This window comes from Sphingomonas gellani, from assembly GCF_900110035.1.
Classification (GTDB): Bacteria; Pseudomonadota; Alphaproteobacteria; order Sphingomonadales; family Sphingomonadaceae; genus Sphingomonas; species Sphingomonas gellani.
The window spans coordinates 204063-229268 of the sequence record NZ_FOCF01000004.1 but is presented as its reverse complement, the minus strand read 5'-3'; the positions used below and the strand labels follow the sequence as shown (position 1 = coordinate 229268).

22 protein-coding genes and 2 tRNA genes are annotated in these 25206 nt (G+C 68.0%); 7 read left to right on the top strand and 17 right to left on the bottom strand.

The genetic code is table 11. The features are described 5' to 3' along the window. Nucleotides 1–74 precede the first annotated feature (74 nt). A complete protein-coding gene (locus tag BMX37_RS09745) occupies nt 75–2567 on the top strand; it encodes a DegT/DnrJ/EryC1/StrS family aminotransferase (RefSeq protein ID WP_093665535.1) in 2493 nt (830 codons plus the stop codon). A 61-nt stretch (nt 2568–2628) separates the two neighbouring features. After that, nucleotides 2629–3294 carry a nucleoside/nucleotide kinase family protein gene (locus tag BMX37_RS09740; RefSeq protein WP_093665534.1) on the top strand — a complete coding sequence of 222 codons (666 nt, stop codon included), beginning with the start codon at nt 2629–2631 and terminating at the stop codon, nt 3292–3294. A gap of 210 nt (nt 3295–3504) precedes the next feature. Here BMX37_RS09740 and BMX37_RS09735 read toward each other — a convergent pair whose 3' ends face one another. Continuing rightward, the gene (locus tag BMX37_RS09735) at nt 3505–4509 is read right to left on the bottom strand and encodes an inorganic phosphate transporter (protein ID WP_093665533.1); all 1005 of its coding nucleotides are present in this window, start codon (nt 4507–4509) and stop codon (nt 3505–3507) included. A gap of 29 nt (nt 4510–4538) precedes the next feature. Next, nucleotides 4539–5657: a DUF47 family protein gene (locus BMX37_RS09730; protein WP_093665669.1), complete on the bottom strand. Its 1119-nt coding sequence runs from the start codon at nt 5655–5657 to the stop codon at nt 4539–4541. A 123-nt stretch (nt 5658–5780) separates the two neighbouring features. On the opposite strand from BMX37_RS09730, the gene BMX37_RS09725 reads away from it, so the two are divergent. Beyond that, complete coding sequence (locus tag BMX37_RS09725; RefSeq protein ID WP_093665532.1) at nt 5781–7961, top strand: histidine kinase dimerization/phosphoacceptor domain -containing protein; 2181 nt, start codon at nt 5781–5783, stop codon at nt 7959–7961. A 52-nt stretch (nt 7962–8013) separates the two neighbouring features. Here the strand turns inward: BMX37_RS09725 and BMX37_RS09720 are convergent, their stop codons facing one another. Beyond that, complete coding sequence (locus BMX37_RS09720; protein WP_093665531.1) at nt 8014–8481, bottom strand: MarR family winged helix-turn-helix transcriptional regulator; 468 nt, start codon at nt 8479–8481, stop codon at nt 8014–8016. A gap of 109 nt (nt 8482–8590) precedes the next feature. Here BMX37_RS09720 and BMX37_RS09715 point away from each other — a divergent pair, with 109 nt between their 5' ends. Beyond that, complete coding sequence (locus BMX37_RS09715) at nt 8591–9475, top strand: pirin family protein (protein WP_244501512.1); 885 nt, start codon at nt 8591–8593, stop codon at nt 9473–9475. Here BMX37_RS09715 and BMX37_RS09710 read toward each other — a convergent pair. Genes BMX37_RS09710 through BMX37_RS09700 form a run of 3 tightly spaced genes read right to left on the bottom strand, consistent with a single transcriptional unit; the run spans nt 9455 to nt 12517 of the window. Continuing rightward, complete coding sequence (locus tag BMX37_RS09710) at nt 9455–9883, bottom strand: acyl-CoA thioesterase (RefSeq protein ID WP_093665667.1); 429 nt, start codon at nt 9881–9883, stop codon at nt 9455–9457. The genes BMX37_RS09715 and BMX37_RS09710 overlap by 21 nt on opposite strands. Beyond that, complete coding sequence (locus BMX37_RS09705; protein WP_093665530.1) at nt 9883–10449, bottom strand: DedA family protein; 567 nt, start codon at nt 10447–10449, stop codon at nt 9883–9885. Before BMX37_RS09705 ends, BMX37_RS09710 begins: the two co-directional genes overlap by 1 nt. A 7-nt stretch (nt 10450–10456) precedes the next feature. Next, nucleotides 10457–12517: a S9 family peptidase gene (locus BMX37_RS09700; protein ID WP_093665529.1), complete on the bottom strand. Its 2061-nt coding sequence runs from the start codon at nt 12515–12517 to the stop codon at nt 10457–10459. 313 nt (nt 12518–12830) lie between these two features. On the opposite strand from BMX37_RS09700, the gene BMX37_RS09695 reads away from it, so the two are divergent. Then, on the top strand, nt 12831–14633 hold the full coding sequence (locus tag BMX37_RS09695; RefSeq protein ID WP_093665528.1) for an aminopeptidase P family protein: 1803 nt from the start codon (nt 12831–12833) through the stop codon (nt 14631–14633). Nucleotides 14634–14640: 7 nt separating this feature from the next. On the opposite strand, the gene BMX37_RS18790 is transcribed toward BMX37_RS09695, so the two are convergent. After that, a complete protein-coding gene (locus tag BMX37_RS18790; RefSeq protein ID WP_170841914.1) occupies nt 14641–14790 on the bottom strand; it encodes a hypothetical protein in 150 nt (49 codons plus the stop codon). Nucleotides 14791–14874: 84 nt separating this feature from the next. Here BMX37_RS18790 and BMX37_RS09690 point away from each other — a divergent pair. Then, nucleotides 14875–14949 (top strand) — tRNA-Thr (locus tag BMX37_RS09690). A 254-nt stretch (nt 14950–15203) separates the two neighbouring features. Here BMX37_RS09690 and BMX37_RS09685 read toward each other — a convergent pair. The 10 genes from BMX37_RS09685 to BMX37_RS09640 all read right to left on the bottom strand — a co-directional run bounded on the left by BMX37_RS09685 (nt 15204) and on the right by BMX37_RS09640 (nt 23620). Further along, entirely contained in the window at nt 15204–17618 is a 2415-nt protein-coding gene (locus BMX37_RS09685; protein ID WP_093665527.1) for a membrane-bound PQQ-dependent dehydrogenase, glucose/quinate/shikimate family, read from the bottom strand. Next, on the bottom strand, nt 17611–17805 hold the full coding sequence (locus BMX37_RS09680) for a hypothetical protein (protein WP_093665526.1): 195 nt from the start codon (nt 17803–17805) through the stop codon (nt 17611–17613). Before BMX37_RS09680 ends, BMX37_RS09685 begins: the two co-directional genes overlap by 8 nt. Nucleotides 17806–17970: 165 nt before the next feature. Next, on the bottom strand, nt 17971–18726 hold the full coding sequence (locus tag BMX37_RS09675) for an SDR family oxidoreductase (protein WP_212611426.1): 756 nt from the start codon (nt 18724–18726) through the stop codon (nt 17971–17973). Then, on the bottom strand, nt 18723–19118 hold the full coding sequence (locus BMX37_RS09670) for an HIRAN domain-containing protein (RefSeq protein ID WP_093665524.1): 396 nt from the start codon (nt 19116–19118) through the stop codon (nt 18723–18725). The genes BMX37_RS09675 and BMX37_RS09670 overlap by 4 nt, the downstream gene beginning before the upstream one ends. Before the next feature lie 23 nt (nt 19119–19141). After that, nucleotides 19142–19217: transfer RNA gene (locus tag BMX37_RS09665), tRNA-Val, on the bottom strand. 37 nt (nt 19218–19254) lie between these two features. Continuing rightward, complete coding sequence (locus BMX37_RS09660) at nt 19255–20205, bottom strand: MarR family winged helix-turn-helix transcriptional regulator (RefSeq protein ID WP_093665523.1); 951 nt, start codon at nt 20203–20205, stop codon at nt 19255–19257. A 126-nt stretch (nt 20206–20331) separates the two neighbouring features. Next, nucleotides 20332–21831 (bottom strand): NAD(P)(+) transhydrogenase (Re/Si-specific) subunit beta, encoded by a 1500-nt coding sequence (locus tag BMX37_RS09655; protein WP_093665666.1) that lies wholly within the window; start codon nt 21829–21831, stop codon nt 20332–20334. 100 nt (nt 21832–21931) lie between these two features. Further along, a complete protein-coding gene (locus BMX37_RS09650) occupies nt 21932–22237 on the bottom strand; it encodes an NAD(P) transhydrogenase subunit alpha part 2 (protein ID WP_093665522.1) in 306 nt (101 codons plus the stop codon). 128 nt (nt 22238–22365) lie between these two features. Further along, nucleotides 22366–23487 carry an NAD(P) transhydrogenase subunit alpha gene (locus BMX37_RS09645; RefSeq protein WP_093665521.1) on the bottom strand — a complete coding sequence of 374 codons (1122 nt, stop codon included), beginning with the start codon at nt 23485–23487 and terminating at the stop codon, nt 22366–22368. A gap of 10 nt (nt 23488–23497) precedes the next feature. Then, nucleotides 23498–23620: an aa3-type cytochrome c oxidase subunit IV gene (locus BMX37_RS09640; RefSeq protein WP_093665520.1), complete on the bottom strand. Its 123-nt coding sequence runs from the start codon at nt 23618–23620 to the stop codon at nt 23498–23500. Between the two features lie 157 nt (nt 23621–23777). On the opposite strand from BMX37_RS09640, the gene BMX37_RS09635 reads away from it, so the two are divergent. Next, a complete protein-coding gene (locus tag BMX37_RS09635) occupies nt 23778–25190 on the top strand; it encodes a sigma-54-dependent transcriptional regulator (RefSeq protein ID WP_093665519.1) in 1413 nt (470 codons plus the stop codon). Nucleotides 25191–25206: the final 16 nt, after the last annotated feature.

Genomic DNA, 25206 nt, shown 5'->3' with positions numbered 1-25206 from the left:
GTAGAGACGCAGGCGTAACGGCTTTTTAGGAACGTTCCGCCATAGCGGTGCCTTCATCAACCGCGCGAGCATCCATGCACCCCCTGCCCCTGATCGCTCCCAACCCGCCAAGGCTCAGCGAGCATGCGGACGCCCTGCGACGGCTGGAGGCATCCGGCGTGTTCAGCAACAACGGGCCCGAGGTACAGGCGTTCGAGTCCGAGGTGACCGACGCGCTGTTCGACGGCATGGGCGCGACCTTGGCGGTGGCCAATGCGACATTGGGCCTGATGATCGCGCTGCGGGAAGCGGTCGGCCCCGCTACGCCGCCGCCCGGCACGCTTGCGCTGATGCCAGCGCTGACCTTTGCCGCGACGGCACAGGCGGCCATCTGGGCGGGCCTGACGCCGCTGATCTGCGACATCGATCCGGACGACTGGTCCGCCAGTGCGGCGGCGGAGGACGCACTGTTGTCGCGGTACGGCGACCGCATCGGCGCGATCGTGCCCTATGCCACGTTCGGCAACGCGATCGACCTCGACCGGTACATCGCGCTCAATCAGCGTCGCGGCGTCGGGGTGGTGGTGGACGCGGCCTCCTCGCTCGGCACGCGCGACGACGCGGGCGTCGGCTTCGGAGCCGCGAGTCCGTTCGCCACCGTCTATTCGATGCACGCGACCAAGACCTTTGCCGTGGCGGAGGGTGGCCTGATCCATTGCGGCAATCCGGACCGGATCGCGCGGTTGCGCGCGATGGCCAGTTTCGGCTTCGAACAATGCCGGATCGCGTCGCTGCCGGGATTGAACGCCAAGCTGCCGGAGGTGCTCGCGCTGATGGCCCGGCTCAAGCTGGCGGAGATCGGCACGGTGTGCGAACGGCGCGCGGCGTTGGAAAGCGCGTATCGCGGGGCGCTCGACGGGTTCCAGCTGCAACGGGTCGCGGGCCGCTCTCGCGCCAGCCAGTTCATGCCGGTGGTCCTGCCCCCGCACCTTGCCCTGCATCGGGACGCGATCGCCGCGATGCTCGCGGATCGCCAGATCGGCTGCGGCCGGTATTTCAGCCCGCATCTCGGCCAGCAGCCCTTGTTCCAGCAGACCGCGCTGATCGAGCCGACACCGGTCGCCGACCGGATCGCCGATGCCATGCTGTCGCTGCCGCTGACCGACACGATGTCGGTGGACGATGTCGCGCGGGTGACGGACGCGTTGAACCATGCCTGCCGCGCGGTCGACGCACGCAGCGTTCCGGTCGCTCCCGTCGCTACGTCCCGTGCCATCGCCAATGTGGTGGTGATCGGCGGAGGCCCTGCCGGATCGGCGATACTGCTCGCCGCCGGTACCAAGGGATTGCTGCCGAGCCTAGCGTCGGGGCTGGTGATGGTGGAGCGGGACGAGGCGATCGGCGGCGGGCAACTCGGCCGCTATGCGATCACGTCCGACACGACGGCCGACACCTTCCTGTCGGCGGTGCGCGGCTCCACCCATCCTCAGATCGTGGCGCTGGCCGACCATCCGGCCGCGCGCGCGGTGGCGCAGCATAGCGGAGCATTGGGCGTGCCCCTGACCGAAGTCGGGCCGCTGCTGCGCGAAACGGGTCGCCGCCTGACGACGCTGATCCGGGATCATGGCGGCACCGTGCTGACCGGGCACGAGGCGCTGGGCGCGACCCGCCGCGCCGACGGACTGTGGAGCGTCCGCCTGCGCCGTCTGTCGGATGGTGCGGAGGTGGAGCAGATCGCGCGCAATCTGGTGATCGCGGCGGGCGGGCATCAGCCGCTCGATCGCCTGTCGACGCAGGTCGTCGCCGGTGGGCGGTTGATCGACATGGCCGGTGGCCGCCTGCTGCAATCCGACGAAGTGTTGAGCGTCGGCGGCTTCGAAAAGGTCGCGGACCTGCTGGCCGGGCGCCGCGCGCCTCGGGTCGCCGTGATCGGCGGATCGACCAGCGCCGCCGCGACGCTGTTCTCGCTGCTGAAGGGGCGACCTGCCATCCCGTTCGGCGCGGGCGCCCTGACGTTGCTTCACCGCGAACCGCTGCGTCCGTTCTTCCCGTCCGTGGCTGCCGCTGCGGCGGACGGGTTCAGCGACTTCGGCCCGGACGACATCTGTCCCGTGTCCGGCTTCGTGTACCGCCTGGCCGGCTTCCGGCTGGAGGCGCGCGAGCTGATGCTGCGGATGCTGGGCGTCGATGGACGTCAGCCCGATCCGCGCGTCACGCTGCACCGTATTCGTGGCGATGACGACGCCGACGCGCGCGAGATCATGGAGCGCGCGGACCTAGTCATTGCCGCGCTGGGCTACCGGCCGGTCGGCCTGCCGCTCTCCGACGCCGCCGGGAACGCCATCGCGCTGGCAGCGCACGGCGGCGCGCCGATGGTGGATCGACATTGCCGCGTGATGGGCGACGACGGAGAACCGGTTCCCGGACTCTACGGCATCGGGCTGGCCGCCGGCTTCGTCCCGTGGGGCCACCTTGGCGGGGAAAAGAGCTTTCGGGGTCAGGCCAACGGGCTGTGGCTGTGGCAGAACGATGTCGGGCTGATGATCGTCCAGCAACTGCTGGGCGAAGCGCAGCAGGTCGCCGCCTGAGGGTGCGCGTGCCGATCGGCCGTTGACGCCTGCGAGACGCAGCCTAACGAAGCTATCGATCATGGCTTATCATCTGGCGATCGAGGGCGCGGACGGCGCCGGCAAGGGCACGGTGTCCGCCGCGCTGGTGGAGGCATTGCGCGCGCAGGGTCGCCGCGCGGCGCTGGTGTCGTTCCCGCGCTACGCGGAGACGGTCGGCGGCTATGCCATCGGTGAGGTGCTTGCCGGCCGCATGCCACGGACTACGTCGCCGGAAGCAGCGGCGGTGCTTTATGCGCTCGATCGGCTGGAATCGCGGGACCATGTCCGTGCGCTCGCCGACGATCACGACGTGCTGGTGTTCGACCGCCACGTCGCGTCCAACATGGCCTACCAGGCGGCGCGCACGTCCTCCATCGAGGAGGCCGGGCGGCTGATGCGCTGGATCTGGCAGCTCGAGACCGAACAGTTCGGGCTGATCCCGCCGGATCGCGCGATCTACCTCGATACGCCGGCAGAGGTCGCGCGTGGCTTTATCCGGTTGAAGCAGCAGCGCAGCTACACCGCGCGCACCTTCGACGAATATGAGGCGGACGACGCGCTGCAGAACCGCGTCCGCGACAATTACCGCGGGCTTGCCGCCGCCGACCCGGAGCGCTGGCGGATCGTCGCCACGGTGGCGGGCGAAGGTCCGCGTGCGCCCGCCGAGATCGCTCAGGAGATTGTCGCTGGCCTGCCGTTGACCTGATCGATCGGCGGACGGGTTCTTAGGGCCTGACGCCTGGATTGGCTGGAGAACGCCTGAGGCTACAAAGCCGATGTGGCTCGGGCGGAGAGTTCGAGAGCGGCCGACGCCTTCAGGTGCAGGGGGCGTCCCGATTAAGGCCGCGCCAACCCCGCCTTCGACGAACAGGGCCGGCAGGCGGCGTCCGACTGGCAACGCCGCCCGCCCCGTGGCTTATCCCAACCGCTCCGCCAAGGCGGTCAGGCCGTACACTGCGGCGCCGATCACGCCCGCCGCGGGCAGGGTAAGGAACCACGCCACGACGATGTTGCTCGCGACGTTCCACCGCACCGCCGACAGCCGCCGTGCCGAACCGACACCGACAATCGCGCCCGTGATGGTGTGGGTGGAGGAAATCGGGATGCCGCCGATGTTCGCCATGAACAGCGTGATCGCGCCGCCGGTTTCGGCGCAGAACCCCTGCGCCGGCGTCAGGCGCGTGATCTTCGACCCCATGGTGTGGACGATGCGCCAGCCGCCAGACATCGTGCCCAGCGCGATCGCCGCCTGGCAAGAGATGACGACCCAGAACGGTACGTGGAACTCGCCGCCGAGCATCCCCTGCGAATAGAGCAGCACCGCGATGATCCCCATCGTCTTTTGCGCGTCGTTGCCGCCGTGCCCCAAGCTGTAGAGCGCGGCGGAGATCAGCTGAAGCTTGCGGAAGCGCTTGTCGACGCCCATCGGCGTCAGTTTCAGGCTGGTCCACGCGACGAACAGCACCAGCATCAGCGCAAAGAACAGCCCCGTCATCGGCGCCACGAAGATGCCGGCCACCGTCTTGAAAATGCCGCTCCACACGATGCCGCTGATCCCCGCCTTGGCCAGGCCCGCGCCCAGCAGGCCGCCGATCAGCGCGTGGCTGGACGAGGACGGGATGCCCAGCACCCAGGTTACCACGTTCCAGATGATCGCGCCCATCAGCGCGCCGAAGATGACGCCAGCGTCGATCACCTGCGCATCGACGATGCCCTTGCCCACCGTCTGCGCGACGTGAAGCCCGAACACGGCAAAGGCGATGAAGTTGAAAAACGCCGCCCACAGCACCGCATGATGCGGTTTCAGCACGCGCGTCGAAACCACCGTGGCGATGGAATTAGCCGCGTCATGCAGGCCATTGAGGAAGTCGAACAGCAGGGCGACGCCGATCAGCGCCACCAGCAACGGAAAGGATATCATGATGCGCGCGCCCTAACTAGCGGTGAGGGTCAGGCGTGGTCGATCACGAGACCCTGGATCTCGTTGGCTACATCCTCGAAACGATCGACCACCTTTTCCAGGTGGCTGTAGATTTCCCGGCCGACGACAAAGGCCATGGGATCGTTGGCTTCGGTCGCGATCTTGTACAGCGCGCGGATGCCGTCGTCGTGGATATCGTCGGCATGCCCCTCGATCTGGATCAGCCGGGCGGTCAGTTCGTGCAGCCGCCCCGCATTGGCGGACAGGTTGCGCAGCAGCGGGATAGCCTCCGCCGTGATGCGCGCGGCCTCCACGATGATGCCGCTCATGTCGCGCATCTGCGGTGCGAAATCGCTCAGGCCGAACAGCTGGATCGACGTGGCCGTGCCGTTCATCTGGTCGATCGCGTCGTCCATGACCCCGATCAGGTCGGTGATGGCGCTGCGGTCGAACGGCGTGACGAACACGCGGCGCACGTCCTGCAACACGTCGCGCGTGATATCGTCCGCCTCATGCTCGTGCGCGTGGATCTCCGTGATCCGCTCGTCGATCGGGCCATCATTGTGCAGCAGCCGGGCCAAGGCCCCCGCCCCCGCCACCAGCGTCGCGGCATGCGCCTCGAACAGCTCGAAAAACCTGCCCTGTTTGGGCATCAGCGACTGGAACCAGGCCAGCATCGGAAATCGCTCCCTTGTCGTGCGTCGGATCGCTGGCAGGATGTTGCCGGCTATGCCCCTCGTGACGTCCGGCCCTCTAAACGCCGCGATGATCCGCTGCAATTCAGGTTCTTCGACACTCCGGGCCGCCAGCGCGGGCGAGAACCAGCGCGTCTGGCGCTCGCTGCGTTCGGGCCAATCCTCCAGCTGCTCCACCACCGCCAGCGGAAACACCTGCACGGTCAAACGCCGCACCGCCCCGGAACGACGCCTTTTCAGGTAGTTGAACTGCCCGATCGCAGCTGCGCAGGGGACGCCGCGCAACCCCGCCTCCTCCCATGCCTCCTGCGCCGCAGCCTCATGGCCCGCCAGTCCCACCATGGGATTGCCCTTCGGCACGATCCAGCGCCGCCGTTCGCGCGAAGTGATCAACATCACCTCCACTCGCCCGGATGCGTCGATTCGGTATGGAAGGGCAGCGATCTGGTCGATGGCGGGCTTTCCCGGAGCGTTTAGGCCATCATCGTGCCCGCGTTCGACCAAGGTGGCAACAAACTGTGTAACCTCAAGAAAAGCTGCGTTGCCCTGTACATAGCCAGGCCCTAGTGAGTTCGGGTGTCAGGAGAGTTCCCCAACCGACCCGCCCCATCGGTCGCGGCCGAGGCCGTGCCGATCGCCACCGACATCACGGATTGCGACAGGGAGCCCATTCACATCCCCGGCTCGGTCCAGCCGCACGGCCTGCTGCTGATCGCGGAGCGTGCCAGCCTGACCGTGGTCGCCGGCGCGGGGAAGCTGGAGAAGGCGTTTGGCGCCGACTGGCTCGGCCGTTCGCTGGACGACCTGCTCGGGCAGGATGTTGCCGCGCTGCTGGACGGAGTCGCGGCGGGTCCAGGCGCGACGATCACGGGCGAACCTGTCACCACGGGTGAGACCCTGTGGTCGGTGGCGCTTCACCGTTCGGGCGACCGCATCCTGGTCGAGCTGGAACCGGAACAGGCCGACCGCATGCCGACGGGCTCGATGCTGGCCTGGCTCAACAATGCATCAGCCGGGTTCGAGCGCGCGGCCGACCTGTCGGCGCTGTGCGGCTACGCGGCCGCGATTTTCCGGCAGTTGACCGGGTTCGACCGGGTGATGATCTATCGCTTCCTGGACGAGGATGCCGGGCGGGTGGTGGGCGAGGATCGCGACCCGGCGCTGGGCACGTTCATGCACCATCACTTCCCGGCCAGCGACATCCCGCGCCAGGCCCGCGCGCTGTATGTCCGCAACCGGACCCGCTCGATCGCCACGATCGATTACCAGCCCGCGCCGATCCGGCCGGCCAGCTTCGCCGACACCGACCTGTCCGACGTCGGCATCCGCAGCGTGTCGCCCATCCATCTGCAATATCTGCGCAACATGGGGGTGGAGGCGTCCGCGTCGATCTCCATCGTCAAGGACGGCCTGCTCTGGGGCCTGATCGCGTGCCATCACCAAACCCCGCGCCTGCTGCCCCGTGTGCTGCGGGAGGCGTCGGCCGTGCTGGCCAGCAGCCTGGCCCGACAAATCCGCGCCAAGGAGGAATCGGAGGCGTATCGTGAGCGCCTGAGGTTGCGCACCGCGGAAGGAGATGTGGTGCCGAAGATCAACCTGGACGGCACGTTGTTCCAGGTCGTCGAGAACGCGATGCCGGAACTGCGCGAGATGCTCGACGGGGACGGTTTCGCTTATGTCGTGGGTCGCCGGGTCACCGCGTTCGGCGTGACGCCGCATGAGGAGGAGATCGTCGACCTGGCGCGCTGGGCACGTGGCCGGGGGCCCGATCCCTTCGCGACGCGGGAACTCGCCGCACTGCTGCCGGAGGCGGATGCATATCGGCGCCAGGCGAGCGGGTTGCTCGCCATCCCTTTGCAGGAGGACAAGGGCTGCCTGCTCTGGTTCCGCGCCGAACAGGTCGAGGAAGTGGAATGGGCGGGCAATCCGCACAAGGCGGTCACGGCACAGCCGGGCGCGGCCCTGGCGCTGACCCCGCGCGCCTCGTTCGACAGCTGGACCCAACAGGTGCGTGGCCGCTCGCGCAGCTGGACGCTGGAGGAGGTGCAGGCCGCGCATCGGCTGCGCCGTGCCTTTGACGAATCCGCACGCACCCGCGCGATGCGGAAGCTGAATGGCGAACTGCAACGGACGCTGGCCGACAAGGATGCCCTGATCGCGCAGAAGGACGTCCTGATGAAGGAGGTCAACCATCGGGTCCAGAACAGCCTGCAACTGGTGTCGGCGTTCCTATCCCTGGAGGCGAAGGCGTCGGGGGATGCCAAGGTGGCCGAGCACCTGAAGGAGGCGCAGGCGCGACTGTCGGCCGTGGCGCTGGTCCATCGCCGGCTTTACCGCGACGAACAGGTCCAGTCGGTGGATCTGGCCCGATATCTCGACGAGCTGCTCGGCGATCTGAAGACGTCGCTGGGCGCCCCCTGGGCCAGGCAGATGGTGCTGGACCTGACCCCGGTGCTTATGCCGACCGACCGCGCGGTCAATGTGGGGCTGATCCTGACCGAACTGGTCATCAACGCCACCAAATACGCCTATTCCGGCGCGGCCGGGCCGGTGGCGGTGACGCTGGAACAATATCGCAACCGCATCCGCCTGATCGTCGCCGACCAGGGTGTCGGCAAGAGCGGCGACCGCGAGGGGTTCGGCAGCCGGATGATGACCGCCATGGTGGCACGCCTGTCCGGAGAGATCGACTATACGGACAATCAACCGGGGTTGCGGGTGATCCTGTCCGCGCCGATCGAGGATGCGCCGCGCTGAATCGGCGCAGTCAGCCGTCGCCGTCTTGAGGTCCGCCTGAGGAGCGCGTGGCTCACCGACGCGTACCGGCGCCGTCCTCTTCCAGCACCCGTGCCGCCGCCTCGATGCGACGCAACATTGCCGTGAACGCCGCGACCTCCTCCGTGTCGAAGGGGGCGAACAGCCTGCGTTCCAGTTCCAGCGCCTTTGGCGCGACCGCCGCATACAGGTCGCTTCCCGCATCGGTCAGTACCAGCAGGTGGGACCGGCGGTCGTCCGGATTGGCGTCGCGAGCCATCAAACCGCGGCCGACCAGCGCGATCGCCGCGCGGCTGACCGTCACCTTGTCCATCCGCGTGCGCTGCCCGATCGCCTGTTGGGTGATGCCCTTTTCCTCCGCCACCACCGCGACCAGCCGCCATTCCGGAATGGTGAGCCCGAACAGCGCCTCATAGGTCCGCGCGATGGCATCGCTGACGCTGTTGGACGCGACCGACAGGCGGTACGGGATGAAGCGGTCGAGTACGAGGCGGTCGCTCATCGCACGCACGCTACCGCCACGTCTTCACGCAGCCAAGTCCAACCTAGTCCCGCGGAACGCAGCGTTTCCGTGGCAACGCCTTGTCCCCGCGCCCGCACACCCGCACATCATGGCCATGACCAGCCGCAGCATCACCGCCATCCACCGCGCCCACCGCGACGATATCGCCGATCTGGTGACCCGCCGCCCCGTGCCGGCGCCCGGGCTGGAACAGGTCGACCCGTTCCTGTTCCTCAACCATCACGGGCCGCAGGTGTACCGGCCCGGCAACAACGGCCTGCCCTTCGGCCCCCATCCCCATCGTGGGTTCGAGACCGTGACCTTCATCCTGTCGGGCACGTTGGCGCACCACGATACCGGCGGGCACCAGAGCGTGATCGCGGCGGGCGGCGTGCAGTGGATGACGGCCGGGTCCGGCCTGATCCACGCGGAGGTGTCCCCGTCCGAGTTCAAGCGCGACGGCGGTCCGCTGGAAATCCTTCAGCTTTGGGTGAACCTGCCGTCCCGGTTGAAGATGACGCCGCCCCGCTACACCGGCGTCCAGGCGGACGGGATCCCCGCCATTGCGATCGGCGACGGCTTGGGAACGCTGAACCTCGTCTCGGGCGAGCATGACGGGCAGGCCGGCCCGATACCCTCGCTGACCGGTGTGTTCATGGCGACCGTGCAGCTGGCACCCGGCGCGAAAGTCGACCTCCCCGCGCCAGCCGGCCGCGCCGTGCTGCTCTATGTGGTCAGCGGCCGCATCACGATCGGGGCCCGGGAAGTGCCCGAATGGCACTTGGCGACGCTGGACGATGGCGCCGACACCGTATCGGTTTCAGCCGCGGAGGACACCGTGCTGTTGTTCGGCCATGCGGACCCGATCGGGGAGCCGGTGGTGGCCCATGGCCCCTTCGTGATGAACACGCGTGAGGAGATCGGCCAGGCGATCCGCGACTATCAGGCCGGGCTGTTCAACGGCACGGGGCCGCTACTCGACGTCGGGACCTGACGTGCCGCTCGGCCGGCCTTCCAAGAACGGGGCGGCGACATCCGGCCGGATGCGGGAAAGCCGGCCCGTCGCCCGGTCGATCATCGCCCAGGTCGTCACCGCCTCCACCAGCACGCGCCCGTCATCGCCGGTGAAGCGGACATTGCGGTCGAAACGGGCGCCGCGCGGTGCGTCTGCCACCCAGGTTTCAGCCGTCACCCCCTGCCCCGCGGTCAGGTTGCCGCGATAATCGATCTCGTGCCGGGTCACGACCCAGAACCAGGTGGCCCTGTGATCGGCAGGAGCGACAGCATCCCAATGCGCGACCGCGACATCCTGAATCCAGCGCACCCAGACCGCATTGTTGACATGGCCGAGTTCGTCGATGTCGTCAGACGCCGCGACGAAGCGCCGGTTGAACCGCATCATCATGCCTCCCGCGTCCGCCACCAATGGATCGCCGCGACGATCAGCCCGGCGATAACCAGCGCGGCCACGACCCACCACAGCTTTTCGCCATGTGGCCGCAGCCGCCCGACCAGACGCTCGAACGCGTTGCCGAACAGGTATCCGACCAGGCTGAACACCACGCCCCACACCGCCGCAGCCATCGCGTTGACCAGCAGGAATGTGCGCGCCGGCACCGCCGTGGTGCCGATCGCGATCGGGCTGACCGTGCGGAACCCGTAGATGAAGCGAAAGGCGAAGATGAAGCCGATCGGATGCCGCTCCAGCGCGGTCAGCGCGCGGGCGAACGCTGCCTTGCCCTTGGCGCGCCGGACCAGCCGGTGCTCGCGAAATCGGCGTCCGACCGCAAACCACGCCTGATCCGCCAGGAACGATCCCGCCGCCGCGGCGATGCATGCGCCCGCCAGCGGAAACACGCCCTGATGCGCGAGCAGCCCGCCCGCGACCACCACCGCCTCGCCCTCGATGCCCGCACCGAGGAACAGCGCGGCGAGGCCGTATCGTGCGATCAGCGCCTCTATGGCCATAAGGCGGCTATTCCGCCACGCCCAACTGCCACAGCACGAAAGCACGCTCCTCCGCCGTCTCGCGCAGGCTGTCGAAGCGGCCCGATTTGCCGCCATGGCCGGCGCCCATGTTCGTCTTGAGCAGCAGCACGTTGGAATCGGTCTTGGTCGCGCGCAGCCTGGCCGCCCATTTCGCCGGTTCCCAATAGGTTACGCGCGGATCGTTCAACCCGCCGGAAATGAAGATCGGCGGATAATCCTGCGCCCGGACATTGTCGTACGGGCTGTACGAGCGGATCAGCTCGAACGCCGCCTTGTCCTCGATCGGATTGCCCCATTCCGGCCACTCGCCCGGTGTCAGCGGCAGTTCCGCGTCCATCATGGTGTTGAGCACGTCCACGAACGGGACCGCCGCGATCACGGCACCCCACAGATGCGGGTCGGAATTGACCACCGCGCCCATCAGTTCGCCGCCCGCCGATCCGCCCTCGATCGCGATGCGGCCGGCGCTAGTCCAGCCGCCGTCGATCAACCCCTTCGCGACATCGACGAAATCGTTGAAGGTGTTCGTCCGCTTGGTCAGCTTGCCGTCGTGATACCATTGCTGGCCCAGATCGTCGCCGCCCCGGATGTGCGCGATGGCAAAGGCGAAGCCGCGTTCCAGCAGGCTGAGCCGCCCGGTTGAGAAGCCCGGCGGGATGGCGTGACCATAGGCGCCGTACGCATACATGTAGAGCGGCCGCGAGCCGTCCTTCGGGAAATCGGCCGGGTAGACGATCGAAACGGGAATCGGCGTGCCGTCGCGCGCGGCGATCTTCAGCCGCTCCGTGCGGTACTTGCTGCCGTCATAGCCGGACGGAATCTCCTGCACCTTCAACGTGGTGAGCGCGCCACTTACCACGTCATAGTCGTACACGGTGCCGGGCGTGACCATCGATTCATAGCCGAGCCGCAGCACGTCCATGTCATATTCGGGATTGTCGCCCAGCCCGGCGGCGTAGCTGTCCTCCGGAAAGACGATGCGCTGCGGCACGGCGGGATCGTCGTAGCGGTGGATCGCGATCCGGTCCAAGCCGTCCTCACGCCCCTCCACGACGAAGAACTTCTGGAAGCACTCGACGCCGGTCATGTAGAAATGCGGGTTCGGCCCGATCAACTCATGCCAGTCGCCCGCCGCATCGATGCTGGTGGTGCACAGGCGGAATTGCGGATCGACATCGTTGGTGTGGATGAACAGCGTGCCGTCATGCTCGTCCACGTCATACTCGCGCCCTTCCTTGCGCGGGGCGATCAGGATCGCCTCGGCGGTCGGGTCGGCGGCGGGGACCAGCCGCAGTTCCGACGTGTTGTGGTCGCCGGTGCCGATCACGATCCACTTGCGCGAGCTGGTCTCTGATACGGAGACGCGGTAGCCCTCGTCCGCCTCGCGATAGAGTTCGATATCCTCCGACACCGGCGTGCCGAGCCGGTGCAGGCGCGCATTGTCGGTACGCCATTGATCGTTCGCCAGCCCGTACAGGAAAGCATCGTCGCCGCTGGTCCAGACGATATCGGACAACATGCCCTCGATCACCTCCGGCAACTGCTCGCCCGTTTGCAGATCCTTGACGCGAACGGTGAACCGCTCCGACCCGTCATCGTCGATCGCATAGGCCAGATAGCGGCCGTTGTTAGACACGCTGAACGCGCCCAGCCGGAAGTACTCCTTGCCCTCCGCCAGAGTGGGTTCGTCCAGCAACAGCTCGTCGGGCCCGCCAGCAACCGGACGACGCCACCATTTACGATACTGGCCGCCGGTCTCGAAGCCGGTCCAGTACAGCCAGTTGCCGTCCTTTTGCGGAACGGTCGACTCGTCCTCCTTCAGTCGTGCCTTCATTTCCTGGTACAGGGTTTCGACCAGCGGCTGGTGCGGCTTCATCACCGCGTCCAGATACGCGTTCTCCGCATCCAGATAGCCGATCACGTCCGCATCGGTGACGGTCGGATAGCCGGGGTCCCGCAACCATGCCCAGGGATCCTCCACCGTGATACCATGCGCGGAAAAGCTGTGCGGACGGGTCGCGGCGACGGGCGGGGTGAATTCGGTCATCCCCGCCGACATAGTGACCGCGCGGCACTTGTCGACCGCAGGTTTTGCGGCCGCGGGGTGAAGGCGTGGCCTAGGCGCCTCGGCGGCCTGGCGGACCCTTCTCGCCCAGCACGACGCCCACACCGTCATGTCGCCCGGCTGGCCCTCCGGGCGCGCCATCGCACCGCCAGCGGCCGGCGCTGTAACATTCGGGCGCGGTCTGGCATGATCGCGACGCGACGCCCCGACCCTATCGGGCACGGCCCCTCTCCCGAGCGGTCAGGCTGGAAGGATCAGGCGCATGTTTGTCTCGGAATCAGTGAAGGCCCGTTGCATGTCCCCTTTCCATGATCGCCTCACCGCGCTGCGTGCGGAACTTGCCCGGCGCGGGCTCGACGGGTTCGTCGTACCGCTGACAGACGAGCATATGAGCGAATATGTCGGCGCCTATGCGCAGCGGCTAAGCTGGCTGACCGGTTTCGGTGGATCCGCCGGCAGCGCAGTGGTGCTGGCGGACAGCGCGGCGATCTTCACCGACGGCCGCTACACCCTGCAGGTCCGCGAGCAGGTCTCGTCCGACGACTGGAGCTACGTTCCCGTACCGCAGGAGAGCGTCGCCGGCTGGCTCGCGGTCCATGCCCCGAACGGCGGGCGCATCGGCTATGATCCGTGGCTGCATACCCGTGCCTGGGTGGCCGACACCGTACAGGCGCTGGCAGAGCGCGATGCGACGCTGGCCCCTGTCGCCGACAACCCCATCGACGCCATCTGGACCGACCGCCCCCGCCCCTCCGATGCACCACTGGCCGTCCACACGAACGAGCATGCCGGCGCCTCGTCCGCCGAGAAGCGCGCGGCGATCGCGGATTGGCTGGCGGAGAAGCGCGCCGACGCCGTGGTGCTGTCGGCGCTCGACTCGATCGCCTGGGCGCTGAACATCCGCGGGGCGGACGTCGCGCGCACGCCCGTGGCTCTGTCGTTCGCGGTCGTCGGGGCGGACGGGACCACCGACCTGTTCGTGGAGCCGGAAAAGGTCGACGATGCCGTGCGCCAGCATCTGGGCAACGCGGTACGCCTGCACCCCAAGGGCGCGCTGGTCGATCATCTCGCCACCCTGTCGGGCAAGCGGGTCGTCGCCGATCCGGAACGTGCAGTGGCCGCGATCTTCGACGCGATCGAGGCGGGCGGCGGCACCGTGCTGACCCTGCGTGATCCCGTCGTGCTGGCCAAGGCGATCAAGAACCCGGCGGAAGTGGCCGGCCATCGCGCCGCGTCGCTCCGCGATGGTGCGGCGCTGACCCGCTTCCTGCGCTGGGTCGAGATGGAGTGTCCGAAGGGCGGCCAGACGGAATTGTCGGCGGCCGCGAAGCTGCTGGAGTTCCGGGAACAGACCGGGCTGCTGCGCGACACCAGCTTCGACACCATCTCCGCCACCGGCGCGCACGGCGCCAGCCCGCATTACCACGTCACCGAGGAATCGAGCGCGTCGATCGAGCCGGGCCAGCTGTTCCTGATCGATTCGGGGGGCCAGTATCTGGACGGCACCACCGACGTCACACGCGTCATACCGATCGGGGCGCCGACGTCGGAAATGCGCGACCGTTTCACCCGCGTGCTAAAGGGTCACATCGCCATCGATACCGCCATATTCCCGGACGGCACGATGGGCGCACAGATCGACGCCTTCGCCCGCCGTCCGCTATGGGAAGCGGGACTGGATTTTGCGCACGGCACCGGCCACGGGATCGGCAGTTTCCTGTCGGTGCACGAGGGGCCGCAACGGATCGCCGCGCCCAATTATCCCGGCGGCGCCAGCCTGGAACCGCTGCGTGCCGGCATGATGCTGTCCAACGAGCCGGGTTATTACAAGGCCGGCGAGTATGGCATCCGGATCGAGAACCTGGTCCTCATCGAACCGCGCGAGATTGCGGGCGGCGACCCGGATCGCGCGATGCTGGGGTTCGCGACGCTCACCTTCGCACCGATCGAACGCACGCTGGTCGACGCCGATCTGCTCACGCAGGCGGAGCGGGCATGGCTCGACGCCTATCATGCCCGCGTGCTGGAACTGATCGGGCCGGAACTGGACGAGGCTGATCGCGAATGGCTGCGGGCGAAATGCGCACCGATCGGTTGAAGACTCGCTAGCCCTCGCGTGCCGGCGGTGCCTCCGTCGCCGGCCCGTTGCCCTCCGCCAACGGTTCGGGTGCCTCGTCGGCGACCACCTTGCGCCGGCGCAGGTTCGCCCTGAGCGCCGACTTCAGCCGCTGATCCCGTTCGTCCTTGTTCGCCATGCAATCCGCCTAGATCGTCCGGCAATGCCTTGACAACCGCGCCGCGTTCGTCTCTAGGCGCGCTTCCCCGCCGTTTCGGCGTGTGCTGCCGTAGCTCAGTGGTAGAGCGCATCCTTGGTAAGGCTGAGGTCGTGAGTTCAATCCTCACCGGCAGCACCATTTTCTGACCTTCCCGCGAGCCGAAGGCTTGTGGATCGAAGCGTCGGATCAGGCGGGGTTTTCTTCGATCGCTGCCGCGAATGCCGCCTTTCTGCGCAAGACGGCTGGCCAGGTCCGAGACCTCTCCCGGCAACGCATCTACGCCGCCGCCCTCACCCAACAGCATGATCGCCAGGCACTCCCCTGAACCGATCAGGCCGGCGAAGAGCGCGGCCGATCCCACCTCCCCACGGCCGGCCTATCGACGCCCGCCGTTACGCCCCGCGTGGGAGCGCAAAGGCCAGGGTATAGTCGCCGTAGCGCGTGCCCAGCGCGCCGTGCCCGCCGGCGGTGATGACGACATATTGCCGCCCGTCCTTGCCCCGGTACGTCATCGGCGTCGCCTGAGCGCCGGCCGGCAACCTCGCCTTCCACAGCTCCGCACCGGTGCGCAGGTCGAACGCGCGCAGATACTGGTCGGTGGTCGCCCCGATGAACACGACCCCGCCCGCGGTGATGATCGAGCTGCCCAGGTTCGGCACGCCGGTTTTGATCGGCACGCCCAGCCGCGATCCGAACAGGCCGGTGTCGCGCGCGGTGCCCAGGATCTTGCTCCACACCACGCGCCGGGTCTTCAGGTCGACCGCAGACAGCTTGCCCCAGGGCGGCGCGATGCACGGCGCGCCGAGCGGGCCGATCCATGCTTGGACGACCGCGACGTACGGCGTTCCGAACTGCTGGTAATAGATCGGCGCCTTGGCATTCTCGCCGCCCTTCGCGGCCGCCTGGATCATCTTGCGCCCCTCGTCGCTGTCGGACCGGACCAGCCGGATGCGGAACGGCATCTGCATCGTGTTGACCGTCATGACCCCGCGCACCGGATCGACGGCGGCACCGCCCCAGTCGGTCACGCCGTCGAAGGCGGGATGGCCGATGATGTCGGTCGTCCCGATCGGCGCATAGATGCCGGCCGCATGCGCGCGACGAAACTCGATGCGGCAGACGAGCTGGTCGATCGGCGTGGCGCCCCAGGTCGCCTTTTCGGTCGGCGTCGGGGGCGTGAAGGACGGCATCCCGACCGAGAAGGGCTGGGTCGGGGAGAAGCGCTCGTCCGTCATGCCGCCCTTGGTAGACACCGGCCGCTCCTCAATCGCGGCAAGCGGCGCACCGGTCAGCCGGTTGAGCAGGTACAGCTGGCCCATCTTCGTCGTCTGGAGCAGCGCGGGCACCGTCCCACCACCCGGCAGCGGCAGGTCGATCAGCGACGGGCCGACCGCCAGATCCATGTCCCACATGTCGCGGTGGACGAGTTGCCGGTGCCAGCGCATCCGCCCGGTCGCGATGTCGAGCGCGACGATCGACGTTCCGTACTTGTCGTCGAACGGGCGGCGGCGGCCGATCCAGTAATCGGGCGTGGCGTTGCCGGTCGGCAGGTAGACGATGCCATTGGCCGCATCCGCCGTCATCGCGCCCCACACGTTGGGCGTGCCGCGCGTGTAGGTCTCGGTCCCGGTCAGCGGCTTGATCGCATCGTCGCCGCGCCCGACATCCCACGCCCAGATGGGCGCGCCCGACACGGGATCATAGGCGCGGACCACGCCGGCCGGCTCGTTCACGCCGACATTGTCGATGATCCGCTCCCCGACGATCAGGCGGCCATTGGCGACGACCGGCGGGGATGTGCTGATCTGAAAGGCGGCGGGCGACGTTCCCATGTGATCGCGCAGGTCGATCGCGCCATTCGTGCCGAAGCCGGGGCATGGACGCCCGGTATCCGCATCCAGCGCGTACATCTTCGCATCGAAGGACGGGGCGAAGATGCGGCGTGGGCATGGCGTACCGGCCGGGGCCTCGAAATAGCTGACGCCGCGACACACCAGATAGCTGTTCCCGCGCACGTCGGCGCTGGTGTGCCACGTCCATTTGGTACGCCCGGTGGTGGCGTCGATCGCCTGGACATAGCTGTGCGGAGTGCAGGTGTAGAGCGTGTCGCCGATCTGGATCGGCGTCGCCTCCGAATGATATTCGCGCAGATGGGTCACCGCCTCGTCGTGCTGGACCACATCACCGGTGCGCTGCGTCCAGGCCAGCTGCAGCCGCGCGACATTGGCCGGCGTGATCTGCGCCAGCGAGGAATAGCGGTCGCCGGCGAGAGTCGCTCCATAATGCGCCCATCCGTCGGCACCGTCCGCAGAGCTCGCGAGAGGCATCGCCGGAGCGTCCTGCGCCCGTACCGCACCGGACACGATCAACAGATGCGAACCCACGCCTGCCGCCATCACGACCGCCGCCGCAACCGCCCCGCGCGCCAGCGTTGCCCGGCCCGGGGCACGGCGCACGAACGCCAGCCCGATCAGGACCAGCAACACGGTCGGCGCGACCACGCGCGGGATCAGTTGAAGCGCATCCAGCCCGACTTCCCACATGGCCCAGATCAGCGTCGCGATCCAGATGGCGAGGAACAGCAGGGCGCCGCGTCGGTCGCCCCGTCCGACCAACGCACCACTCGCCACCATCGCGATGCCGGTGATGAGGTAATAAGGCGAGCCGCCCAGCGCGACGAGCACCGCGCCCGCCGTTGCGAAGAAACCGCCCAGGATCGCGACCACCCAGCCGAGGATCGTTGCGTACAGGCCTACCGAGCGCACGGGCACCGCGCGGCGGGTGTGGGGGGCGTCAACATCATGCATCGACTGAACCGATCTGCTGGGGACGGAGGGTGGCGACGACGATCATGGGCAACATGTCCGGACAGGCCCGTGCCCGAAGCATGCCACGACGTTGCCGCGACAGCCTTGCGCCATGTTGCTTTCGCTTCTGCTCGCAAGGGATGATGGCACGGCCGCGCGGCGTTTTGCTGTCGAAGTCGCTGGCCATGTCCGCTTTGCCTCGATGAACAGGATCATCCGCAGGCACTTTACCGCAGAAGCCGGTTCCACGCTATCGCTCGAAAACGCGCGTCGGGCACTGAACCAGACGGCATCACGAACAGGAGCGAGCACACCCGCGAGCGCCAATGGCCCTGCTCCCGTCGGGCGGCGCTCAGAAATGTGCGGTGTAGCCGCCGTCCACCGCCAGCACCTGACCCGTGATGTAGGACGCCGCGGGAGAGGCCAAGAAAAGCACCGCGCCGACGATCTCCTCGGGCTTTCCCCAGCGACCAAGCGCCGTTCGCGATCGCAGATGCTGCGCCACCGCCGCATCGGCGACCATCCCTGCATTGGCATCGGTCGCGAAAAAGCCGGGGGCGACGGCGTTGACGGTGGTGCCGCGGGGGCCGAGCTCTGCCGCCAGCGCGCGGGTGAGCGCCTCCAGCGCTCCCTTCGACGCCGTATAGGCCGCGTCGCCCGCCCGCGCGATCGGCCCGGCGATGGACGTGACGTTGACCACGCGGCCACCGGCACGCATGCCCGGCGCCAGCAGCCGGACGAGGTCGAACGGCGCGACCAGATTGACCTCCAGCATTCGCCGCACATCGGCACGCGTCAGGTCGGCCAGCGGGCGTCGATCGCGGCGTCCGGCATTGTTGACGAGGATGTCGAGCGGCCCGATGGTGGCCACCGTATCCGTCAGCGCCTGCTCATCCTCCAGATCGGCGATCATCGCCGTCGCCCGGCCGCCCTCGGCCACGATGCGCGCCACCGCCTCTGCCGTGCGGATCGGGTCACGGCCATGGACGCGGACATCGGCACCGGCCAGCGCGAGCCCGCGCGCTATCGCGAAGCCCAGCCCGCCAGAGGCGCCTGTGACCACGGCCGAACGGCCCTTCAGGTCGAAACCGGCGGCTAACGTGGTCATGCTCCCCATTCCGGGCCGTCCGGGTCGGCATATTCGGCGACCGCGATCTGTGACCGGGGGGCAGCGGGCGGCAGCGTCGGTGCATCGCCGCCGAAGCGAATGCGGACAAAGGCTGCGTTCCCACCCATGCCCTGGAACAGGGCGACGGCCGCCTCCCCCGCCCGGATCCGTGCGCCGATCCACGGCGCCCGCTCGGCGGTCAGGTATCCGATCTGCACGCCCCGCGCACCGAATACGGCCACCGCGTGCGGGTCATGCGGATTGTCCGGCTCCGGCCGCAGCTCGACCGGCTCACCCGGCACGCACAGCAGCGCATCATACCGGCGGTTGCTGCGCGCCTTGTCGGAGTTGGGATGGTCCAGCCCGACCACGGCCAGCGTCATTTCGTCCATACGACGGCCCGCCAGAACAAGGATGGTGGGCGCTGACGGGTTCGAACCGCCGACCTACTCGGTGTAAACGAGCCGCTCTACCAGCTGAGCTAAGCGCCCCCGATCACGGGATGTGTATCGCCCATGCCCGCGAACATCATGCGATGGCAAGCCCCGCGCGTCGGGTTGCGGCCATATAGGCGCGCATTCCACGCGATGCGCGATCGGATAGCGCCATGAAGGCGCGTCGCCGATCGAAGGGATCGGGCTCCCGCACGAACAGGCCGGCATCGACCATCTTGTTGATCCAGCGAAGCGCGGTGGTCGGCGCCACCGCCGCCGCGATGCACAGGCTGGATACCGATACCTGCACACCCTCCAGTTCTGCGGCGAACAGGTCCAGGATCATGTCCCAGGCCGGGTCCTCGAACAGGCCCTGAGACAGGAACTGGTCGCGCAGACGCCGCGCCCGGATCGCGCGGCGGACCTCCGCCGGATCGATCGGCTGTTCGTCCGTCGCGGGGCCGGGATCGAAGGCGTCCCGCTTGTCCTCGACATCGGCGGCCAGCATTCCGCTGGGCGGCAACCCCTCTCGCCGCGTCAGGCGCGACAGCACCTCCGCAATCCGGGCGACTTCCTGGTTCAGGCGTTGCAGCCGGGCCGCCTCCCCCTCCCGCCAGGTGTCGTGGATCGGCGCGGCGCCGCTGGTTTCCGCGGCCACGGCCAGCGCCGCGACGCGGTCGGCCAGCGTGGGTTCGCACAGCAGCTGGACGGACGGGCCGAACAGCGTGGCGGTCACCGTGTCGATCGCGTCCGCGTCGATCACCGCCACCACCTCCAGGTCGAGGGTGGAGGCAATGGCGTCGATGCGCGGCAGCATGGCGGACAGCACCGGTTCCGCCACCCCTTCCGCTTCCACCAGGATGACCGGCCGCCCCGCCTGCCGGCCCAGCCGGGTCGGAACCGCGCTCCAGTCGAGTTGCGAGATCAGCCGCCCCCCGGCCAGTCGCATCGACTCCATGGCGGGCGCCGCCATGTTCGGATCGGTCACCAGAACGGCGGTAAACGGCTCTCGCGCGGAAGGATCAGCAGCTGGTTCGAACATCATCGCCCCTATCGAAGACCAGCTAAGCTTATGCAATGCCACCGTTTCGGTTCAACGCAGAACGGTCCGGAATGGCGTGACATTCCCTCTGGACCGGACATTCCCTCCGGAACGGAGGTTGTCAGCCGATCACGCCATCGCCTTGACGATCTCTTCGACCATCTTCTTGGCGTCGGCGAGCAGCATCATCGTGTTGTCGCGGTAGAAGACGTCATTGTCGACGCCGGCATAGCCGACCCCGCCCATCGACCGTTTCACGAACAACACCGTTTTCGCCTTTTCCGCATCCAGCACAGGCATGCCGTAGATCGGTGACGACTTGTCCGTCTTGGCGGCAGGATTGGTGACGTCGTTGGCGCCGATCACGAAGGCGACGTCCGTCTGCGCGAATTCGGCGTTGATGTCGTCCAGCTCGAACACCTCGTCATACGGCACGTTCGCTTCTGCGAGCAGGACGTTCATGTGGCCGGGCATGCGGCCCGCGACCGGATGGATCGCATATTTCACGCGCACGCCCTGCGCCTTCAGCCGGTCGGCCATTTCGCGTAGCGCATGCTGGGCCTGCGCGACCGCCATGCCGTATCCGGGCACGATGATGACCTGTTCCGCCTGGCTCATCAGGAACGCGGCATCCTCCGCCGATCCGCGCTTCCACGGCCGGTCGATCGCCGCCGCCCCCGCGCCGCCGGCCGTGTCGGAGGCGCCGAAGCCGCCCGCGATGACCGACAGGAAGCTGCGGTTCATCGCCCGGCACATGATGTAGGACAGGATCGCGCCCGACGATCCGACCAGCGCGCCGGTGATGATCATCGCGCTGTTGTGCAGCGTGAAGCCCATCGCCGCCGCCGCCCAGCCGGAATAGCTGTTCAGCATCGACACCACGACCGGCATGTCCGCGCCGCCGATCGGCACGATGAGCAGGAAGCCGATCAGGAACGACAAGGCGATCAGCGCCCAGAACGTCCAACCGTCCTGCGTATGCGCGAACTGCGCCACCAGCAGCAGGATCGCGGCCAGAACGCCCAGATTCACGACATGGCGCATCGGCAGCAGGATCGGCTTTCCACCCATGGTGCCGTTCAATTTCAGGAACGCGATGACCGAGCCGGAAAAGGTGATCGCGCCGATCGCGACGCCCAGACCCATCTCCACCTTGCTGGAGGGATGGATGACGGCAAAGGGCTGGCCGATCATCGGCACCACCAGGTCGGCGATCCCGAACGCCTGCGGGTTCAGATACGCCGCCACCCCGACCAGCACCGCGGCGAGGCCGACCAGCGAATGGAACGCGGCGACCAGCTGCGGCATCGCGGTCATCGCGATGCGTCGCGCGGTGACGATGCCGATCGCGGCGCCTAGGGCGATGGCCGCGACGATCTCAGCGGTCGTGAGCCAGTCGATGCCGGCGGTGAACGGCGACTCCGCACCGCGCGCACCGATCAAGGCCATGCGCGGCACGTGCGTGACCAGCGTCGTGACCACCGCGATCGCCATGCCGATCATGCCCATCCGGTTGCCGCGTCGGCTGCTCTCCGGGTTCGACAGTCCCCGCAGCGCCAGGATGAAGCACACGCCCGCGATCAGATAGGACAGCGCCACCCAGGGGTTCGTCGATGTCGCCTGTTGCACCCGTTCAACCCCCTTTTCGTAACCCCGGCGATTGTCGGAGCCCAACTGTCCACCGGCACGAACCGGCGCGGTGGAACCCGGCGCCTGCCGGAACGCGACCCTAGTGCCTGGCGACCGCGCCGGCCGGCCGCTCCTTCTTCTTGTACATGGCCAGCATCCGCTGCGTCACCGCGAAGCCGCCGAAGATATTGATACTCGCCAGCACCACCGCACCCAGGCCCAGCCATTTGGAGCCGGGCGATCCCGACGCGGCGCTCGCCACCAGCGCGCCGACGATGATGACGGACGAGATGGCGTTGGTCACCGCCATCAGCGGCGTGTGCAGCGCAGGGGTGACCGACCACACCACGTAATAGCCGACGAAACAGGCCAGCACGAAGATCGACAGGATCGCGATGAAGTCCATGTCAGCCCCCGAAGTTGTCGAAATTGTCGGCAACGCGCTTCATTCGCGCCCCACCGCCACCATGATGGAATGTGACGCGACGTATCACTGCCGAACGCCTGTAGGACAGCGCCGTGGCGACCGCGCGATCACGCCAGCAGCCTCTGGTTCACCACCTGTCCGCCCCGCGTCAGCCGGATCGCGTCGCCGATCTCCGCGTCCAGCACCGGTCGAGCGGCATCCTTGTCCCAGAAGGCGGAGAGGAAGTTGTACAGGTTGCGCGCGAACAGCGCCGATGCATCCGCCGCCAGCCGGCTGGGCACGTTGCGGTGACCGACGATGCGCACGCCGTGCCGCGTGACCACCTGTCCGGCGACCGCGCCCTCCACATTGCCGCCCTGCTCCACGGCCAGGTCGACGACGACGCTGCCCGGCCGCATGCTGGCGAGTTGCGCGTCGGAGATCAGCCGCGGTGCGGCGCGACCGGGGATCAGCGCGGTGGTGATCACCACATCCTGCTTGGCGAGATGGCCAGAGACCAGCTCCGCCTGCGCGGCGCGATATTCCGGGCTCATCTCGCCGGCATAGCCGCCGGACCCCTCTCCCTCGATCCCCGCGACATTCTCCACGAACACCGGCTTGGCACCCAGGCTCAGGATCTGTTCGCGCGTGGCGGATCGCACGTCGGTCGCCGACACCTGCGCGCCCAGCCGGCGCGCGGTGGCGATCGCCTGCAACCCGGCGACGCCGACACCCATCACGAACACGCGCGCGGCACTGACCGTGCCCGCCGCCGTCATCATCATCGGAAAGGCGCGGCCATATTCGGCCGCCGCGTCCAGCACCGCCTTGTACCCCGACAGGTTCGACTGCGACGACAGGATGTCCATCGACTGCGCCCGCGTGATGCGCGGCATCAGGTCCATCGCCAGTGCCTCCCACCCGGCGGCGGCATAGGCGTCCACGCGGTCGCGCGATCCGAACGGGTCCAGCCCGCCGACCAGCCAGGCGCCATCGGCCAGCCCGGCGAGCGACGCGGGATCGGGACCCTGGACCGCGAGCACGATCCCCGCCCCAGCCATGGTGTCCGCGCTAGATCCGACCACCGCACCCGCGCCGGCGTAATCGTCATCCGAGAAAGAGGCCGCCTCTCCCGCCCCGGCCTCCACGGCCAGCGTCGCGCCGAGCGCCACCAGCTTGCGGACCGTTTCGGGCGTGGCCGCAACCCGCCGTTCGCCGTCCGCTTGCTCCTTCAGGACGGCGATCTTCATCAGGCGGCGCTCAGGCGATCAGCCAGATGACGAAGGCGGCGATCAGGAAACAGGCCAACCCGCCCCATTTCAGCATGCCGATCAGTTGCGAATAGGTGGCCACGTGGCCCTGAAGGTTGGCATCATCGGCCATCGGCTGTTCCCGGCAAAGCGTTTCTGGCGAAAGCTTAGCCCCCACATCCGCCACCCTCAAGTCCCGTGTCGCGCAATCGGTCGTGCTGGCCACCACCCTTAAGCCGCCCTTTACCGCCGCCATCCTATGAAGCCCTGCGAACCGAACGGGACCTTTCATGACGCGCAACGGCCAGCGCCTGCTTCTGCTGATCGACGACGAGCCTGCCCAGCGCCGGCTGGTGTCGGCCATGGCGGCCCGTGCGGGATGGCGATCGATCTTCGCGCTGGACGGCGAGATGGCGATCGCGACGCTCGGCACCCAGGACGGCATGCAGCTGGACGCGATCCTGCTCGACCATCCGGCGCCCGATAGCGACGTGGCGGCGGTGATCGCCGAACTGCGCGCGCGCCGCCCAGCGCTGCCGATCCTGATGCTGACCGCCAACGGGTCCGTGGTGCACGCCGTTGCCGCGATGCGGTCGGGCGCGACTGATTTCCTGGTCAAGCCGCTGGCGCCCGAACGGCTGCTGTCGGCGCTGGACGCGGCGGTGGCGGACACGGCAGCTGGCGAATTGCGGCCATTGACCGAGAAGATTCCGGCGCTGCTCGGCTTCGACGAGATCGTCGGGTCGGCGCCCGGTTTCCGCGCCGCGCTGGCAATCGCGGCCAAGGCGGCCCGCGCTCGCGTCCCGGTTCTGATCGAGGGCGAAAGCGGCGTCGGCAAGGAAGTGGTGGCGGAGGCGATCCACGCTGCGTCGCCGCGATCCAAGAAGCCGATGGTGACGGTGAATTGCGGCGCCATTCCCGCCAACCTGGTCGAATCCGAACTGTTCGGGCACGAAAAGGGCGCGTTCACCGGCGCGTTCGAGCGCAAGATCGGAAAGTTCGTCGACGCCGACGGCGGCACCATCCTGCTCGACGAGATCGGCGAGATGCCGCTGGACGCGCAGGTCAAGCTGCTCCGCGTCCTGCAATCGGGTGAGGTGCAGCCGATCGGCGCTCGCCACCCGCGCGAGGTCGACGTGCGCGTCATCGCCGCCACCAACAAGCGACTGGTGGAGGAGGTGGAGGCCGGCCGCTTTCGCGAGGACCTGTTCTATCGCCTGAACGTGGTGCCGGTGACGATCCCGCCGCTGCGCGAACGCGCCGACGATATCCCGGCCCTGACCCGCCACCTGCTGGCGCGGATCGCCGCGCAACCGGGACTACGGCCGCTCGGCATCACGGACGAGGCGCTGCAACTGCTCGCCGGCTATGACTGGCCGGGCAATGTGCGCCAATTGCAGAACGCGCTGTTCCGCGCGGCGGTGCTGTGCGAGGGCGCGGCCCTGACCCGTGCCGACTTCCCCCAGATCGCCAGCATGGGCCAGCGTCGCAACGCCACCCATTCCGCCGCGATGGCGGGCGGGGTGACGCTGTTCCGGCCCGACGGCAATTTGCGCGCGCTGGAGGATATCGAGGCGGATGTGATCCGCCTCGCCATCGGTCATTATCGCGGTCGCATGACGGAGGTCGCGCGGCGGCTGGGGATCGGCCGGTCCACCCTGTATCGCAAGCTGGGCGAGTTGGGCATCGACCACGCCGCCTGACGCGGCCTCAACCCGC